Annotated in this window: 12 protein-coding genes; 8 read left to right on the forward strand and 4 right to left on the reverse strand. The window is 65.4% G+C overall.

Going from position 1 to position 16,954, the window contains the following annotated elements:
* The first annotated feature begins 71 nt into the window (after window positions 1-71).
* The 5 genes from FOE78_RS08320 to FOE78_RS08340 all read left to right on the forward strand — a co-directional run bounded on the left by FOE78_RS08320 (window position 72) and on the right by FOE78_RS08340 (window position 7,387).
* Window positions 72-1,040, forward strand: a complete 969-nt coding sequence (locus tag FOE78_RS08320; protein ID WP_228266106.1) for an ABC transporter permease — start codon at window positions 72-74, stop codon at window positions 1,038-1,040.
* A complete protein-coding gene (locus FOE78_RS08325; protein ID WP_228266107.1) occupies window positions 1,037-1,990 on the forward strand; it encodes a carbohydrate ABC transporter permease in 954 nt (317 codons plus the stop codon). The genes FOE78_RS08320 and FOE78_RS08325 overlap by 4 nt, the downstream gene beginning before the upstream one ends.
* Window positions 1,991-2,107: 117 nt before the next feature.
* The gene (locus FOE78_RS08330) at window positions 2,108-3,766 is read left to right on the forward strand and encodes a type 2 periplasmic-binding domain-containing protein (RefSeq protein WP_143985867.1); all 1,659 of its coding nucleotides are present in this window, start codon (window positions 2,108-2,110) and stop codon (window positions 3,764-3,766) included.
* A 136-nt stretch (window positions 3,767-3,902) separates the two neighbouring features.
* Window positions 3,903-5,567 carry an extracellular solute-binding protein gene (locus tag FOE78_RS08335; protein ID WP_143985868.1) on the forward strand — a complete coding sequence of 555 codons (1,665 nt, stop codon included), beginning with the start codon at window positions 3,903-3,905 and terminating at the stop codon, window positions 5,565-5,567.
* Window positions 5,568-5,569: 2 nt separating this feature from the next.
* Entirely contained in the window at window positions 5,570-7,387 is a 1,818-nt protein-coding gene (locus FOE78_RS08340) for a DUF2264 domain-containing protein (RefSeq protein WP_143985869.1), read from the forward strand.
* A 36-nt stretch (window positions 7,388-7,423) separates the two neighbouring features.
* Here the strand turns inward: FOE78_RS08340 and FOE78_RS08345 are convergent, their stop codons facing one another.
* Both FOE78_RS08345 and FOE78_RS08350 read right to left on the reverse strand, forming a co-directional pair.
* Complete coding sequence (locus tag FOE78_RS08345) at window positions 7,424-9,343, reverse strand: heparinase II/III family protein (RefSeq protein WP_168207427.1); 1,920 nt, start codon at window positions 9,341-9,343, stop codon at window positions 7,424-7,426.
* A 2-nt stretch (window positions 9,344-9,345) separates the two neighbouring features.
* Complete coding sequence (locus tag FOE78_RS08350; protein WP_143985871.1) at window positions 9,346-11,001, reverse strand: extracellular solute-binding protein; 1,656 nt, start codon at window positions 10,999-11,001, stop codon at window positions 9,346-9,348.
* Between the two features lie 263 nt (window positions 11,002-11,264).
* Between FOE78_RS08350 and FOE78_RS08355 the strand changes: the two genes are divergently transcribed.
* Window positions 11,265-12,932: a DUF4091 domain-containing protein gene (locus FOE78_RS08355; protein WP_143985872.1), complete on the forward strand. Its 1,668-nt coding sequence runs from the start codon at window positions 11,265-11,267 to the stop codon at window positions 12,930-12,932.
* A gap of 117 nt (window positions 12,933-13,049) precedes the next feature.
* Here FOE78_RS08355 and FOE78_RS24560 read toward each other — a convergent pair whose 3' ends face one another.
* Together FOE78_RS24560 and FOE78_RS08365 are read right to left on the reverse strand one after the other, a co-directional pair.
* Entirely contained in the window at window positions 13,050-14,765 is a 1,716-nt protein-coding gene (locus FOE78_RS24560; RefSeq protein ID WP_323125718.1) for an acyltransferase, read from the reverse strand.
* 100 nt (window positions 14,766-14,865) lie between these two features.
* The gene (locus tag FOE78_RS08365; protein ID WP_143985874.1) at window positions 14,866-15,321 is read right to left on the reverse strand and encodes a DUF2231 domain-containing protein; all 456 of its coding nucleotides are present in this window, start codon (window positions 15,319-15,321) and stop codon (window positions 14,866-14,868) included.
* Window positions 15,322-15,680: 359 nt separating this feature from the next.
* Between FOE78_RS08365 and FOE78_RS08370 the strand changes: the two genes are divergently transcribed.
* On the forward strand, window positions 15,681-16,220 hold the full coding sequence (locus FOE78_RS08370; RefSeq protein ID WP_143985875.1) for a sigma-70 family RNA polymerase sigma factor: 540 nt from the start codon (window positions 15,681-15,683) through the stop codon (window positions 16,218-16,220).
* Window positions 16,217-16,942 carry an anti-sigma factor gene (locus tag FOE78_RS08375; RefSeq protein ID WP_143985876.1) on the forward strand — a complete coding sequence of 242 codons (726 nt, stop codon included), beginning with the start codon at window positions 16,217-16,219 and terminating at the stop codon, window positions 16,940-16,942. Before FOE78_RS08370 ends, FOE78_RS08375 begins: the two co-directional genes overlap by 4 nt.
* Window positions 16,943-16,954: the final 12 nt, after the last annotated feature.

The raw sequence follows: 16,954 nt of genomic DNA on the forward strand, positions 1-16,954 counted from the left end.
AGAATGCGAGGACTGTTCGCACCTTCGAAGGAGCAGGTATCTCAGTGGGTCAGACAAGTGTTACCCGCCCAGTGCGGGAAGCGATTTCCACCGGGGACGTGGAAGACGCGGCGCTGCAGCGCGGCCGGTTCAGCCGGACGATGCGGCGGTTGTCGCGGGACAAGTTGTTGGTCGGCATCGGGTTGCCCGGTGCGATCGTGATCATCTTGTTCCACTACTTGCCGTTGTTGGGCAACGTGATCGCGTTTCAGGATTATCAGCCGTACCTGGGGATCACCGAGGCGCCGTTCGTCGGGTTGACGAATTTCTCGTTCTTGTGGGACGGGAATCCGGCGTTCCTGAACGCGTTGGTGAACACGTTGATCTTGACGGTGATCCAGACGGTGTTGGTGTTCCCGGTGCCGTTGTTCCTGGCGCTGTTGTTGAACAGTCTGGCCGGGGAGAAGTTGAAGCGGCTGTTGCAGTCGATCCTCTACCTGCCGCACTTCCTGAGCTGGGTGATCGTGGTGGCGTTGTTCCAGCAGATGCTGGGCAACGCGGGCATGTTGAACACGTTCTTGATCAACCACGGTCTGCCGCAGATCCACATCATCGGTGTGCCGGATCTGTTCAAGGGTTTGCTGACCACGCAGGCGATCTGGAAGGACGCCGGCTGGGGGACGATCATCTTCCTGGCTGCGTTGTCGCAGGTCGATCAGCAGTTGTACGAGGCTGCGGCGGTCGACGGTGCGGGTCCGTGGCGGCGGTTGTGGCACATCACGTTGCCGAGCCTGAAGGGCTTGTTCATCCTGTTGTTGATCTTGCGGTTGGGCAACAGCCTGTCGGTCGGTTTCGAGCAGATCATTCTGCAGCAGGGGCCGGTCGGGTTGGAGGCCAGTGAGGTGCTGGACACCTGGGTCTACAACAACGGCATCATCGGCGGGAACTGGGGAATGTCGGCGGCGGCCGGTCTGGTGAAGAGTGTGATCGGGATCTTGCTGGTGATCGGGGCGAACAAGTTGGCTCACGTGTTCGGTGAGCGGGGGGTGTACGAGAAGTGACGACGTTGGAAGCTGCCGAGCACGAGGCCGAGGCCAAGGGCACCCCGCAGTCGACGGTGAAGACGCGCAAGCGGCCGGTGTGGATGGAGCGGCCGAATCCGCTGGTCCAGGTGGTGAAGGCGATCGCGCTGTTCATCTCGGTGATCTTGGTGATCATCCCGTTCTGGTCGGTGTTGGCGACGTCGCTGGCCGATCAGAAGACGATCAACAAGTCGGCCGGTGGCATGGTGATGTGGACCAGTTCTCCGTCGCTGAACGCCTACAAGGCGATCTTGTCGGGTGGCGTGGTCACCCGCGCGATGATCATCTCGATCGGGATCACGGTGGTCGGCACCCTGTTGTCGCTGGCGACCACGGCCGGGTTGGCGTACTGGTTGTCGCGTAAGTCGTTCGGCTCCAAGCCGATGTTGTTGCTGTTGCTGGGTGCGGTGTTGTTCACGCCGGGTCTGATTCCCAGTTATCTGGTGGTCAAGGAGTTCAACCTGTTGGACTCGTGGTGGTCGTTGATCCTGCCGGTGATGGTGAACGCGTTCAACGTGATCGTGATGCGGGCGTTCTTCCAGGAGCTGCCGCAGGAGTTGTTCGAGTCCGCCGAGATCGACGGTGCGTCGAGCTTCACGATCTTGACCCGGATCGTGTTGCCGTTGTCGAAGGCGGTGCTGGCGGTGATCGGCCTGTTCTACGCGGTCGCCTACTGGAACGCGTTCTTCAACGCCCTGCTGTACATCCAGACCACCGACAAGTGGCCGATGGCGCTGGTGCTGCGGACGTTCGTGGTCAACCAGACCACCATCGGTGGCGACCAGGTCGGGATGTCGGAAGTGATGCCGCCGCAGTTACCGCTGCAGATGGCCATCCTGGTGGTCGCGATCGTACCGATCCTGATCGTCTACCCGTTCCTGCAACGCCACTTCGCCAAGGGCGTCATGATCGGCGCCGTCAAGGGCTGAGGTCGTCACCACCGAAGTCAGCCGGATCGAAGTCCCACCTGCGTCGGCGGTCGGGTTGCCGTACGCATCTCTTTCACACCGTCAATCAACCGACGGAACAGATTCAAGGAGGAATTTGTGTCCATCTTCACCAAGCCCAGGGTCAGCCGCCGGGCCCTGCTTGCCGGTGCCGGTGGCGCGGCCCTGTTGGCGGGCAGTACGACGCTGTCCGGCTGCAGCAAGGGCGGCACCGCCGACACCAACACGGCGTCGAAGAACGAGTCGGTAAAACTGCCGACCTACGTCGCCTACACCGGCCTGAAGCCGGATCTTCCGGGCACCGAGCAAGGTGTCGATCCCGCGTTCCGTCGGTTCCCGTCCGACAACCCGAAGTCTGTCCCGGACAAGCCGGGCACCGGCAAGGAGACGGTCACCGGGATGGCGAACATCTACTACGCCGTCCCGCCGGGCCCGCCGAAGAACACCTACTGGGCCGGACTGAACGAGCGCATGGGCATCGACCTGAAGTTGCAGATGGTCGGCAACGCGGACTACACGCAGAAGTTCGCCACCACCATCGCCGGCTCGGACCTGCCCGATGCGCTACAGATGCAGGTTGTGGCCAACTTCCCGTCGCTGCTGGACAAGCAGTTCACCCCGCTGGACGAATACCTGGCCGGCGACGCGGTGAAGGATTACCCCAACCTGGCCAACATCCCGACCTTCACCTGGAAGTCGGCGATCTACAACGGGAAGATCTACGGCATCCCGATTCCGCGCGGCAAGATCGGCAGCTACAACTTCATCCGCCAGGACCTCTTCGAGGCCAAGGGGCTCTCACCCGAACCCAAGGGCTACGACGAGCTGATTGCGACCACCAAGGCGCTCACCGATCCGAAGAAGCGGCGTTGGGCGTTCAGCCTGATCGGCCAGCCGTTCGGCATCTTCGGCCGGATGAACGGCGAACCGAACGGGTGGCGCGAGGAGGGCGGCAAGCTCACCAACCGGTACGAGACCGACGAGTACAAGCAGTCGCTCACCGACATGATCGCGATGTGGAAGAGCGGCGTGATCCATCCCGACGCGTTCGACACCTCGCAGCCGTTCAAGCAGCTCTTCAACGCGGGCACTTGTGCGATCAACGCTCACGACGGTTATCCGGGCTGGACCCAGTACATCCTGGACAACGAATCGACGCCGGGCTTCAAGCTCGGCCTGATGCCGGACTACAAACGCGACGGATCCGGTCTGGCTCATTGGGCGTACGGCGGGGGCGTCTACTCGATCACCTCGCTGAAGAAGCAGGACAGTCCCGACAAGATCAAGTTGATCCTCCGCATGCTGAACTATCTCGCGGCACCGTTCGGCACCGAGGAGTACCTCTACCGGCTGTACGGCCAAGAGGGTGTTGATCACAAGAAGACGGCCGCCGGAGATCCGGTGCTGACGGCGACAGGCACCGCCAACACCGTGATCCCGATCCGGTACCTGGCCGATGCCCCCTACACCGTGTACCAGCCCGGCCGGCCGCAGGATGCCGACACTCAGCACAAGTACCAGTCGCTGGAGATCCCGACCGGGATCGCCAACCCGACGGTCGGTCTGTTCTCCAACGCGTACGCGTCGAAGAACGCGACCATCGACAAGAACTTCAACGACGGCGTCAACCAGATCATCCAGGGCCACAAGCCGATCAGCGAGCTGGACAGCCTGCTGAGCGCCTGGCGCTCCGGCGGCGGTGACCAGATGCGTAAGGAGTACGAAGAACAGTTGCAGAAGAACGGCGGTGCCAAATGATCATGGTCGGTGCAAACCGACAGCACTGATCGGGCCTGTCCGTTCAACGTAGATCATCAGGCGACCGGTGAGCCATCGCTCACCGGTCGCCTGTGCGTTCCAGCAATGCCCTTGGGGTCAAGTAAGGAGTTGTTCCATGTCCGCTTTCACTCATCCTCGGCTCAACCGCCGAACGCTGCTCGCAGGAGCCGGCGGCGTCGCGCTGTTGGCCGGTACGTCAAGCCTGACCGCCTGTGGTGGCGGCAGCACCGCCGACAACAACACCGCCGCGAAAAACGAGTCGGCCAAGCTGCCCGCCTACGTCGAGTACACCGGGATCAAGCCCGACCTGCCGACCACCTCCGACGGTGTGATGGCGGGCTTTCGGCGGTGGCCCAAGGAAAACCCGAAGTCGGTCCCGGACAAGCCGGGCACCGGCAAGGAAACCGTGACCGGGATGGCCAACATCTACTACGCCGTCCCGCCGGGGCCGCCGAAGAACACCTACTGGGCCGGCCTCAACGAGCGCCTCGGTGTCGACCTGAAGTTGCAGATGGTCGGCAACGCCGACTACACGCAGAAGTTCGCGACCACCATCGCCGGCTCGGACCTGCCGGACACGTTACAAATGCAGGTTGTGGCGAACTTCCCGTCGCTGCTGGACAAGCAGTTCACCCCGCTGGACGAGTATCTGGCCGGTGACGCGGTCAAGGAGTACCCGAACCTGGCGAACCTGCCGACCGCGTCCTGGAAGCCGACCATCTACAACGGGAAGATCTACGGCATCCCGATTACCCGCGGCATCATCGGCAACTACAACTTCATCCGTCAGGATCTGTTCGAGGCCAAGGGCCTGCCGACCGACCCGAAGGGTTACGACGAGTTGGTCAAGGTCACCAAGGAGCTGACCGACCCGAAGAAGCGTCGCTGGGCCTTCAGCCTGATCAACCAGCCGCGGCGCCTGCTGGCGATGATGAACGCCGAGCCCAACGTCTGGCGCGAGGAGGGCGGCAAGCTCACCAACGCGTACGAGAGTGAGGAGTACAAGCAGACGATCACCGACCTGATCGCCATGTGGAAGAGCGGCGTGATCCACCCGGACGCGTTCGACACCTCGCAGCCGTTCAAGCAGCTCTTCAACGCCGGCACCTGCGCGATCAACGCGTGGGACGGCTATCCGGGATGGACCCAGTACATCTCCGACAACGAGTCGACTCCGGGATTCAAGCTCGGTCTGATGAAGACCTACAAGCGGGACGGGTCCGAGCTGGCCCGCTGGATGCTCGGCAGCGGCATCTACGGCAACGGCTTCACCGGCCTGAAGAAGCAGGACAGCCCCGACAAGATCAAGTTGATCTTGCGGGTGCTGAACTGGCTCGCCGCACCGTTCGGCACCGAGGAGTACCTCTACCGCCTCTACGGCGAGAACGGCGTCGACCACAAGATGAGCTCGACCGGCGACCCGGTGCTGACCCAGACCGGCACCACCAACACGGTGATCCCGATCCGCTACATGGCCGATTCACCGGGCGTGCTCTACCAGCCAGGACGGCCGCAGGATGCCGACACCCAGCACGAGTACCAGGCAGCCGTGCTGCCGAACGGACTGGAGAACCCGACCGTGGGCCTGTTCTCCAACGCGTACGCGTCGAAGAATGCGACCATCGACAAGAACTTCAACGATGGCGTGAACCAGATCATCCAGGGGCGTAAGCCGCTCAGCGAGCTGGACAGCCTGCTGAGCGCCTGGCGTTCGGGTGGTGGCGACAAGATGCGCAAGGAATACCAAGATCAACTGCAGAAGAACGGTGGTACCAAGTAACCATGCATGATCAACTTCCGCACCCGGACCCGGCTGCTCCCTACACCGGATGGGGGCGGAAGGACCTGGAGTCGCTGGCCGACCGCACACTGCTCGCGTTGCGTCCGTGGGCGACTCCGGGTCATGCACGATTCGACCTGCCCGGCCCGGCATCCGGGGCCGGGCCGGTCAGCGACGGGCTCGAGGCCTTCGCCCGGTCCTTCCTGGCAGCCGGTTTCCGGCTGTCCGGAGCGAGCGACGACCCGCAGGATCATGCCGGTTGGTACGCGGCCGGGCTGCGGGCCGGGACCGATCCGGCGTCAGCGGAGCGTTGGCCGCTGCTGGCCGACATTCCCCAGACCAGGGTGGAGGCCGCGGCGATTTCGATCGCCCTGCACGAGAGCCGATCCTGGATCTGGGACCGGCTCGATGCCGCGACCCAGCAGCACATCATCGACTGGCTCGTACCGAGCGCGGAGTTGCGCTACCCGGACAACAACTGGCGCTGGTTCTGCAACGTCACTCAGGCCTTTCTGCGGTCCGTCGGCGCGTCCCATGATCAACAACTGGTCGACCGCAACATCGCCACGATGGACGAGTGGTACCTCGGCAAGATCGACGGCCGCGGAGGATGGTACCGCGACGGCGCTGCGGGCAGCATTGACTGGTACAACGGCTGGGTCATGCAGCTGTTCTCCTTGTGGTATTGCCGAATGTCCGCCGGTGTCCCGGGCGTCGAGGAGCTTCAAGATCGTTTTCGGGCGCGGTTGTCGGACTACCTTTCCACCGCGGTGAATCTATGGGGCGGCGACGGCGCGTCGCTGTTCCAGGGACGATCGCTGACCTACCGGTACGCGACGCTCGGCGCGCCCTGGGCCGGCGCGATCTTCGACGCGTCGCCGTTGCCGCCCGGTCAGTTGCGGCGACTGGGTCTGGGCGGTGTTCGCTACTTCGTCGATCGCGGCGCGTTCGACGACAGCGGGCTGCTCGGCATCGGCTGGCTGGATCAGTTCGAGCCGATGCGGCAGAGCTACTCCGGTCCCGGCTCGCCCTACTGGTCGAGTCTCGGACTCGCAGGCCTGGTCATGCCGGCCGATGATCCTTTCTGGTCGGTACCGGAGGAACCCCTGCCGGTCGAGGTTTCCGACGTCCGGGGCGCGATTCCGCAGGCAGGCTGGCTGGTGTCGGGCACTCTTTCGGACGGCATCGTCCGGGTGATCAATCACGGTGTTGATCATGGGGACCACGAGGATCCGCTCTACGGTCGGCTGGCCTACTCGACCGTCACCGCGCCGCTCGCCGATGCTGCCGAGGTGGCGGACAATCAGGTCGTGTTGATCAACTCCGACGGATCTGTCACTGATCGGTCCGGGTTCGACCTGCTGTCCGCGGAGGACCAGGACGATCTGCTGATCGCCTCGAGCCGATGGGACCGAATCCGTTGCTGGTCGGCGATCCGCGGCTGCGTCGAAGTCCGCGCGGTGCGCCTGCAACGCGCCGATGAAGATCAAGCCGGGCGGATGCTGATCTCAGGTTTCGCGATTCCGCAGCAGCCGCGGCCAGGTGCTCGCAGCGGGCTGGTGAGCGAGGTGCGATCGCTGGTCGGCGACGGCTCGATTGTCGCGGTGAGGCATCCGACCGCGAATCCGTTCGGCTCGCAGTTGTTGATCAACCAGGTCGAGTACCCGAAGCCGGCGGCCGACACCTGGCACGTCGTCGGCATCTCGCTCTACGACGCCGACGAGCAGCCGGAGATCTCGTGGCCCTCGGTGACCGTCGAGTCGACCGAGGCCCTGAAGATCAACTGGCCGGACGGGACCGAGCAGCGGATCGGGAACTGATCAACTCCCGATCCGCCGAACGCCAAGCCGGGAAGGTCAAAGCCGGAAGGTCAGCGTCAGGCTGCCTTCGCTGACTGGTTCAGCGGGAGTGATCAACAGCCGCCAGATTCGCTCGCCCCAGAGCTCCCGCAGGTTCGGATCGTCCTGCGGCTTCTCCTCAACGGCGATCTCGGCTGCCCGGTCGATCGCGAGCTCGACGCGCCGACCGCCCGGGTCGAACGAAATCCGATCGCTGTCGAGGATCGGCGGCACGGCAAGGGTCAGCGGCAGCACGAGCGAGGTCACGCCCTCGCCCTGCCAGCGGTCGCTGACGACGATCCGGTGGTTGTCCCGGTCCAGGGTCGCGCTGCGGCGATAGGAGTGGATGCCGGCCTCCGGCGGCCACGCCGCGGCCAGCTCGGCGGTCATCGTGACCGAGTTGCCGTCATGATCAACTTCGGCGGAACTGGCGGCGAACTGCTCGCCTGCCGACTGCACCACGCCGTTGATGATCGGCAGACAGTGCCAGTCGCTGTTCATCTCCCACAGCTCGTACCGTTGCGGGCTGAAGGTCTTCTTGGAGTAGACGCCGACGCCGGGGTCGATCACCAGATGATGACCGTCGACGGCCACCGACACTCCGCCGACGTCGTTGTGGTTGTGGTGCTCGGCGTTGTTGCCGGCCTTCATGCAGAGCAGGAATCCGTCGGTGCTGCCTTCCTGCTCCCGGGCGACGAGGACCTGCAGGTCACCGAACCAGCGTTCCTTGATCAACGGCGCGGCGGTCGGCGGTGCGTCGACGAAGCCCGGTTCGAACAACTCCGACAGGCCACGCCACAGGTTCGTCTTCGCGCGTTCGTGGCGCCCGCCCGGCGCGTCGCGAAGCTGAACGGCAAGATCACGGGCCTGTTGATCATCGAGCAGGCGACCGGCCCGATGCAGCACCGAACCTTCCAGCAACCAGACGCCGTGACCGTCCGCGTGCTGGATCATCCGCCGTCCGCCGACGTGCATCGCCACCGGGTAGCGACTGGTCGCCGCCACCTTGGGCACGTCGAAACCGTTCAACTCGCCGTTGCTGGCCCCGTACAGCGCGTCCAGGCAGTCGATCAGCTTCGCCGGACCGACCGCCCAGTAGGACTGGCCCTCCGAACAGCCGCCGTCGAGCAGAAGCTGATCAACGTAGACGTCCAGGGACGCGATGATCTTGCTCACGATCACCGCCCGGCGGTCGGTGTCGGATTCGGTGTGCAGGGTCGCCACCAGCAGGTTGGAGCACACCCAGGGCGTCCAGTTGTTGGCGCCGGTGCGTTCCTTGGCCAGCCAGTGCCAGTCGTCCCGCTCCAGGAACGGCGTCAGCAGCCGGCGATCGATCTCGGCCACCACGCGTTCGTCGAAGGCGACCCCACCGGCGTCGGCGAGTCGTTCACCGAGCAGGTATCTGGTCCAGGCGAGCTGGGCGCCGGTCTCGGCGGCGAACAGGTCGATCACCGGCTCGTCGGTCGCCGGCAGCGGAAGTTGATCATGGCGCCGAGAGAAGGAGTGCGCGGCGACGCCCCAGAACGACTCCTCGCAGATCGACCAGACCGCGTCCATGATCGGATCGATGAAGCGCTGATCATCGGTCAGACACGCGCCGAGGACAAGATCACGCAGCAGCTTGCGGCGTTCGAAGTGCGGCAGTTCGAACCGGGACCGGTCGCCGTTGCGGTAGAAGTCGGCGAAGACCGATGCCCGCAGCTCGGGCCACGGAGCCTGCAGGGCTTCTTCGGCACGCGCCAGTGTCTGGTTGCGTACCCTGGCCGGCACCGCCTGCCAGCCGGCTCGATCGGTGATCTTGGGAAACGGCTCCCAGCCGGCGAGCCGGGCCCGTACCCGCGAGGGCGGGAAGATCCCGGTCAACTCGCCACGACCGTACGGAAGTGACGTGTCGTCGGGCAGAGCGTACGGAGGTGCTTCGGTCGCAGTGTCAGACATGATCATTTGCTGCCGTTGGCCTTCTTGTATTGATCTTGGTATTCGGTCCGCATCTCGTTGCCGACCGCGTTCTGCCAGGTCGAGATCGCGTTCTTCAGTTCCGAGTACGGCTTCCTGCCCTGGATGATGTCGTTGACCGTGTCGTTGAACGCCTTGTCCGCGGTGGCGTTCTTGGTCGCCTGAGCGTTGGAGAACAGCCCGAGGGCCGCGTTCTGCACGCCGTGGGGAACCTCCAGCGACTGGTAGTCGTGCTGGGTTTTGGCGTCCTGCGGTCGGCCGGGGGAGTAGCTGACCTTGGTCGAGTCACCGAGGTAGCGCATCGGCAGGGTGAGGTTGGTCTTGCCGGTGTCGGTCAGTGTCGGGTTGCCGTTCTTGTCGACGGTGTGATCAACACCTTCCTTGCCGTAAGAGAGGTAGTAGTACTCCTCGCTGCCGAACGGTGCTGCGAAGTAGTCGGCCATCCGCAGGCAGAGCTTGATCCGATCGGCGTCCATCTTCTTGATCGACGCCATCCCGAAACTGCCGGACCCGAGCGCCCACGGCGCCAGTCCGCCGCCGTCGCGTTTGTAGGCCGGCATCAAGCCGAGCTCGAAGTTCGGATCGCCCTCCAGCCCGTTCGTCCAATATCCGTTGAAGCCGGTGTAACCGTCGGAGGCGTTGATCGCGACCGTGCCCGCAGCGAACAGGTCCTTGAACGGTTGTTGGGGATTGAACGCGTCCGGGTGCAGGACGCCGGCCTTCCACATCTGGATCACGTCGCTGACGCTGCGCTGATAGGCGTCGGTCTCGTACCGGTGGGTGAACTTGCCGTTCGAGTCGACGGCCCAGCTGTTGGGCTCCTCGTTCATTCGCCCGATCAGTGCCTGGACGTGGCCGATCATGTCGTAGCCCCAGCGACGCTTCTTCGGGTTGGTGAGCGCCTTGCTCGCATCCATCAACTCGTCGAACGACTTGGGCGCGGTGGACACCCCGGCCTTCTTGAACAGGTCGGCGCGGATGAAGTTGTAGCTACCGACGAGTCCGCGCGGCAACGGCAGGCCGTAGATCTTGCCGTTGTAGATCACCGACTTCCAGATGTCGGTGGGGATGTTGGCCAGATTGGGATAGTCCTTGACCGCGTCGCCGCCCAGATACTCGTCCAGCGGACTGAAGCGTTTGTCCAACAGGGACGGGAAATTCGCCACCACCTGGGTCAGCATCATGTCCGGCAGGTCGTTGCCGGCGATGGTGGTGGAGAACTTCTGCACGTAGTCCGCGCTCGGTGTCATCTGCAGTTTGAGGTCGATGCCGAGCCGTTCGTTCAGGCCCTGCCAGTACGGGTTACGTCCGACGCCGGGCGGCAACGCCGCGTAGGTGATCACCATGCCGGTGACGGTGTCCTTGCCGGTGCCCGGTTTGTCGGCCACCGATTTGTTGTGGTCGCTCGGGAACAGCTTGTACGCCGGCTCGACGCCCTGCTCGGTGCCCGGGAAGTCCGGCTTGGCGATCGTGGCCGGCGTGTAGGTCGGCAGCTTGACCGTCTCGTTCGCCGTGGCGGTGTTCTTCTTGTCGGTGGAATCGCTGCAGCCGGTGAGGGCGCCGCCGAGTAGGGCGGTGGCTCCGACTCCGGCCAGGACGGTACGCCGGCTGAGTCGGGGTGTGGCATGGAACGCTGACACGAGTTCTCCTTTGAACTGAAACCGGAGGAGCCCGGGAACCGCGGAAAAGCCTTTCTCCGCGACCGAGCGAGCTCCGCGGGGAATGTTGTCACCATCCACCGCGGAACTGGAACGTTTTGCCACCGGTTTGCCAACGTTGTGTCGTGATGGTTATGAAGCCCGCGGAAAGTGCTCGCCGGCGCCGGGCTCGCCGATGACCAGCGGTGCGTGGCTGCCGCGTACGCGATAGCGTCTCTTGATCATCACTCGCATAGGAGCGCTGCATGTCCTCGTCCTGGAAATTCGTCCTGACCGATGCGCTGGAGACCGTGCTGCCGACGGTCGAACCGCGGCCGATCGATCGAGCACTGTCGCGGTCGGTTTTTCTGGGCGAAGACCACTCCTTCCAGCTGGCCGTCCAACCGCCGGCCAAAGCCCGGGCCAGCTCGGATCCGATCAAGATCAACATCGCCGGCTCCGCGGCCCCGTACACCAAGGTGTACGCGGTCGACCTGGTGCCGGCCACCCTGCCGGCCTTCCCCGATCACGACGAGAACTATCTGGTCGACAGCCCCGGCTTGTATCCCGATCCGCTGCGCCGGTTGCCGGACGGCCGGGTGGAGCCGCTGGTCGGACATTGGAAGAGCACGTGGTTCGACATCCGGGTGGACCCGTCGGCGCGGCTCGACGGGACGACCACCGAACTCGAACTGCAGATCACTGTTGATCATGGACGTACCGGTGAGCGGTTGTACGCCGATCGAGTCGCGGTGACGGTGGTCAACCAGGAGCTGCCGCCGCTGGACATCGTCAACACCCAGTGGCTGCACACCGACTGCCTGCTGGACTACTACGGCGGCACCGCGTACGACGAAGATCATTGGCGGGCGTTGGACGCCTTCGTCGCGAGTGCTGCGCGGATGGGGATCAACGGACTGCTGACCCCGATCTGGACGCCGCCGCTGGACACCGCGGTCGGCACCCGGCGGACGCCGGTGCAGTTGGTCGGCATCCGCCGAACCGGTGATCACTACGACTTCGACTTCTCCCGGCTCGAACGCTGGCTGAAGTTGTTCGCCGCGTACGGAATCCAGTACGTGGAGTTGGCGCACCTCTTCACCCAGTGGGGAGCCCGGGCGACCCCGGCCATCGACGCCGAGGTGGACGGCAAACTGCAGCAGATCTTCGGATGGGATGTGCCGGCCACGGATCCGGCCTATCGCTCTTTCCTGCAACAGTTCCTGCCGGCACTGCAACAGGTGCTGCGTGATCACTGGGATCCGTCGAAGGTGATCTTCCACATCTCCGACGAGCCGTCCCGTGATCATCTGGAGAGCTATCGGGCCGCCCGGGCCGTGGTCGAGGACCTGCTTCAGGGGTGGCTGGTGGCCGATGCCCTCAGCGACTACGACTTCTACACCCAAGGCGTGGTCCGGCAGCCGGTGGTCGCGACCAACCATGCCGAGCCGTTCCTTGCCGGCGGGGTGGACCCGTTGTGGCTCTACTACTGCGTCAGCCAGAACAAGATCGTCGCCAACCGCTTCATCGCGATGCCGCCGGCCCGGCACCGGGTGATCGGTCAGCAGCTCTTCGCCCTCGGTGCCCGCGGCTTCCTGCACTGGGGCTTCAACTTCTACAACGCCGTCCACTCACGCAGCCACCTCGATCCGTGGAAGGACACCTGCGCGGACGGGTCCTTCCCGGCCGGCGACCCGTTCATCGTCTATCCCGGCCCGGATCGTACGGTGGTCGAGTCGACCCGGCATCGCGTCGCGGCCCAGGCGATCAATGATCATCGTGCCCTGCAACTGGTCCGCGACCGGTTCGGCCCGGACGCGGCGATCAAGATCATCAACCCGGACGGCGACCTGTCGCTGACCAACTACCCGACCGATCCGGCGCACCTCCTGCGCGTACGCGAGGAGCTCAATTCCCTGCTCCGCAAGGCCTAATCACCCGCTCGTCCACACAGCCGCACCACTTACCGCCAGCCGCACCGGTTGCAACCGGTGCGGCTGGCGGTAAGTGGTGCGGCTGTGTGGACCGGACGGGGATCCGGGCTCGATCGCTCAGGACGCGCGCAGAGTCAGGGCGGGCTCGGGGCGGTGGACGCCGCGGGGCCGGTAGCCGAGCTCGCCGGACAGGCCGAGGACGTCGGAGAGCAGCCAGACGATGCTGAGCCACATCTCCGTGCCCTGCAGGCCGGGAACGGTGGCGGCGACCGAGGCCGCACCGGCGGACGGAGCCTGGAAGCCGAATCCCTGCCCGGGCGTCCAGTGGCCGATCGCGTCCACAAGCAGCGTACGGGCCAGAGCCACCACGTCGCTGCGCCGATGGTCGGTCTGCCGGCCGGCCAGCCAGAGCGGATGGATCACGTCCAGCACGTTGCAGGCGTTCTGCCGTTCGGGGGCGAAGTAGCGCTGGACCGATGCGTGTGCGAGCACGGTGTCGATCACCCGCTCCGCAAACGGCAGCGGCACTCCGAATTGTGCGTAGGTCCCGCGCGAGGCCCGGTAGAACCCGTTCACCACCTGGAGTTGATCAAGACCGTCCGACTCGCCCCACATCCCGGTCCGCGGATCGGTGTGCAGGCCGAGCCAGCCCCAGAGCGCTTCCTCGGTACCGGGCCGCGACGTGGCACCGGCCGGACGGTTCCACCGCAAAGCGGTCCCCAGCGCGTCCACCTGATGCCCGGAACTCCACGGTTTTTCCTTCCAGGGCAGGGAATCCAGGAAGTTGATCAACTCAGCCGGTTCGGCTTCGGCGACCGCGCTGATCGGATGGGCAAAGCTGCTGCCGAGCACGTCGAGGGCATATCCCACGCAGAGCACGTGATAGGCGCTGTCGCCCTCATGCAGCCCGGCCAGACCCGGACCGGGTGCCGCACCGGGAGTGCCGTCGGGCTCGATCTCCGGCAACAGACCGGACTTCGGATCCTGAAGACCGCGCAGCCAGCCGATCTGTTCGTCGACCGGCCGCTGCGTCGGGGCCGTACCGAGCAGCATGTCGGCGATCTCGATCGCGTCGCACTGCGGGCGCACCTTCAACGGCGTACCGGGCCGGTCGGTGAAGCGCTGTCGCTCCGGATCCCAAGCCCGGTTGAGGATCTCGGCCGCCTCCGACCGTGCCCGATCGGCGAAGCCGCGCACCTTGGCGGCAAGATCATCCGATCCCGTACGGGGTGCGGCGTCGGCCGGCGGCACTCGCCAACGCAGTAGCCGGGCCGGGGTTCCGCCGACCACCGCTCCCGCGGGAACGTCCTTGGTGACCGTGGCGCCGGCCGCGATCACCGCCTTGTCGCCGATGGTCACACCGTCCACGATCGCCACCTGGGAACCGATCCAGACGTCCGAACCGATGCTGATGCCGCGGGCGACCGTCGGTTGCCGGAACACCTCGACGTCCGGATCGGTCATGGTGTGGTTGAAGCCGAGGATCGACGTGTGGGCACCGATCCGCACCGCGTCGCCGATGGTGATCTTGCCTCGTACCACCGTGAACGCGTTGACCGTACAGTCCCGGCCCATGATCACGTCGTGGCTCAGGTAGGCGTGGCCGGCGATGTAGCTGCGATCACCGAGCTGGAGTGTGTCGCATTGGACGGCGGCCAGTTCGCTGACGAAACATTGCTCGCCGAAGGACCAGTCCGGATGCTGCTCGAGCGCACGCCGCTGCAACTCGCGTTGGTGTTGCTGCGCCTGTTCGTCGGCACGGTGCCAGAATCCCCACGGCGAGTAGTCGAAGTGGGCTTGATCGAAGACGGGTTGGTCGGCGTCGACAGTCACGACGACCACCCTACGGTGCCCGCTCGACGTCGATCTTCCCGGTCTCATCCGGGCGACGGGGGAACGAGAACGGGCCGTAGGACGTGCGCCGAGCGGGCGATCAGCGCGAGCCGCCGACGTGGCCCCACACCATCTGCGCGCCCGCGTCAGCGGCCATCACCAGCTGCACGGTCGTACCGGCGGCGACGGCGATCACCACCGCCGCGATGACGACGGTCAGCCAGCGACGCCGGGGCAGGAAACGTAGATAGCCCCATTGCGCCGCGGTGACCGCGAACAACGCGATCGACATCGGCAACAGTCGCCGAGCCAGTGTGGCGTGCCGGTCGATGGCCGCGCCGAGTCCGAGCTCCGCCGCCAGTTGGTCACCGGCCATGATCGTCACCGGCACCGCTGCCAGCACCCCGAGTGCTGCCAACGGGGTCAACAGTCCGAACTTGCGTTGTGCGGCCGGCCAGATCGAGCCGAGCACCGCCATCAGGGCGGTCAGCGGCAGCAGCGCCACCACCACGTGGATCAGCAGCGGATGCAGCGGTAGTCCGTTGATCGTGATCATGGTTCCTCACTGAGGTTCGGCCGATCCCCGATCAGCGCCGACAGAGTTCGTCAGAACAACGAGAGGGCCCAGCCGCCCGTTCACGTCCCCTGCAAATTTCCGGCACGAGCTGGACTTTCGGGGCGTCGAACGGCTCTCGGTCGTCGAACTTCCGGCTCGTGCTGGATTTTGCGGGTGACGGCGCGCTCGGGTCGGTGCAGCCAGGTCGGACGCTGCGCGGTCGGGGCTCGATCGGGCAGGCTGGAACCGGTCGGCACGACCGGCGTACCCCGTGAACCGTCCGGGCGGGCAGACCGTAGTCCTGGGTGAGGGACAAGTGAGGAGAGGCGGTAGCACGACATGGATCGCCCAGCCAGCTCATGGCCGGACTAGCCGAACCGGCCTGGCAGCTGATCCACGATCGCCATGCGGGCGAGCTGTGGCGCTTCGTGCTGTCGCTGACCCAGGACCGGCAGGTCGCCGAGGACATCGTGCAGGAGGTGCTGCTGCGGGCATGGCGCACCGGCGAGTTGGCGGATCGGGACGAGGCGGGCACCCGGGCCTGGCTGTTCACGGTGGCTCGGCGGCTGGTGATCGATCGCTGGCGCAGCGCGCCGGTGCGGCGGGAGACGGTCGGCGACGGTTCCGAGCCGCGGAACGGCGACCACCCGGTTGCCACCGGCGGCGAGACACAGGACCGTACCGATCAACTGCTGGACCGCTGGCTGATCGCGGACGCGCTGGCCGGGCTGTCCAGTGATCATCGGGCAGTGGTGATCGCTGCCTACTACGAGGGCCGCAGCACGACCGACATCGCGCAGCGGCTGCAGATCGCCGAGGGTACGGTGAAGTCGCGGCTGCACTACGGCCTGCGGCATCTGCGGATGATCTTGCAGGAGAGGGGAGTGACGAGGCCGTGACCGAACCGGATCGCTTTGCTGATTGGGACGCCGCCTACGTGCTCGGTGCCCTGACCGTGCCGCAGCGGCATGCCTTCGAAGATCATCTGGCCGACTGCGCCGACTGTCGTACGGCGGTCAGTGAGCTGGCCGCGATGCCCGGTTTGCTGTCTCAGTTGCCGGCCGCCGAAGCCGTAGCCCTGAACGAGGAACGGCTGCTCGACGATCATGATCAACAAGCCGGCGATCGGGGGCTGCCGGAGTCGATCCGGCGGATGAGCCCGCCTCGCGGGCGGTCGCTGCCCGGTCGGCTGCTGCTGGTCGCCGTGGTGGTGATCGCCTTGATCATCGGTGGTGTCGGCGGCTACCTGATCCGGGACACCATCGCCGGGCCGCCGGCCCCGGCACCGTCGGTGACGCTGCCGAACGACGTCCGGCTGGCGTTCGCGCCGGTCCGGCCCAGCACCATGATCGCGGTCGCCGACCTGACCGGCACCGGCAGCGGTACCAAGATCAACATCGAATGCCAGTACGCCAACACCGCCGGCTACGGCAGCACCGGCCGATACGCGCTCTATGTCGTCGATCAGAACGGTGACCGCACCCGCGGCACGAGCTGGCCCGCGGCGCCCGGCGAGCGGGTGCGTACCTCGATGACCAGCACGTTGTCGCTGTCCGAGATCAACTCGCTGGAGATCGACGACGTCGGCACCGGACAGACGATCATGCGCGCGATCGTCTAGCGGTCACAACCA

This window comes from Microlunatus elymi (genome assembly GCF_007362775.1).
Classification (GTDB): Bacteria; Actinomycetota; Actinomycetes; order Propionibacteriales; family Propionibacteriaceae; genus Microlunatus; species Microlunatus elymi.

Coding starts and splice junctions, on each gene's coding strand:
- FOE78_RS08345 (WP_168207427.1), bottom strand. CDS start 9,343: ATGTCTGACACTGCGACCGAAGCACCTCCGTACGCTCTGCCCGACGAC.
- FOE78_RS08335 (WP_143985868.1), top strand. CDS start 3,903: ATGTCCGCTTTCACTCATCCTCGGCTCAACCGCCGAACGCTGCTCGCA.
- FOE78_RS08365 (WP_143985874.1), bottom strand. CDS start 15,321: ATGATCACGATCAACGGACTACCGCTGCATCCGCTGCTGATCCACGTG.
- FOE78_RS08340 (WP_143985869.1), top strand. CDS start 5,570: ATGCATGATCAACTTCCGCACCCGGACCCGGCTGCTCCCTACACCGGA.
- FOE78_RS08355 (WP_143985872.1), top strand. CDS start 11,265: ATGTCCTCGTCCTGGAAATTCGTCCTGACCGATGCGCTGGAGACCGTG.
- FOE78_RS08370 (WP_143985875.1), top strand. CDS start 15,681: ATGGCCGGACTAGCCGAACCGGCCTGGCAGCTGATCCACGATCGCCAT.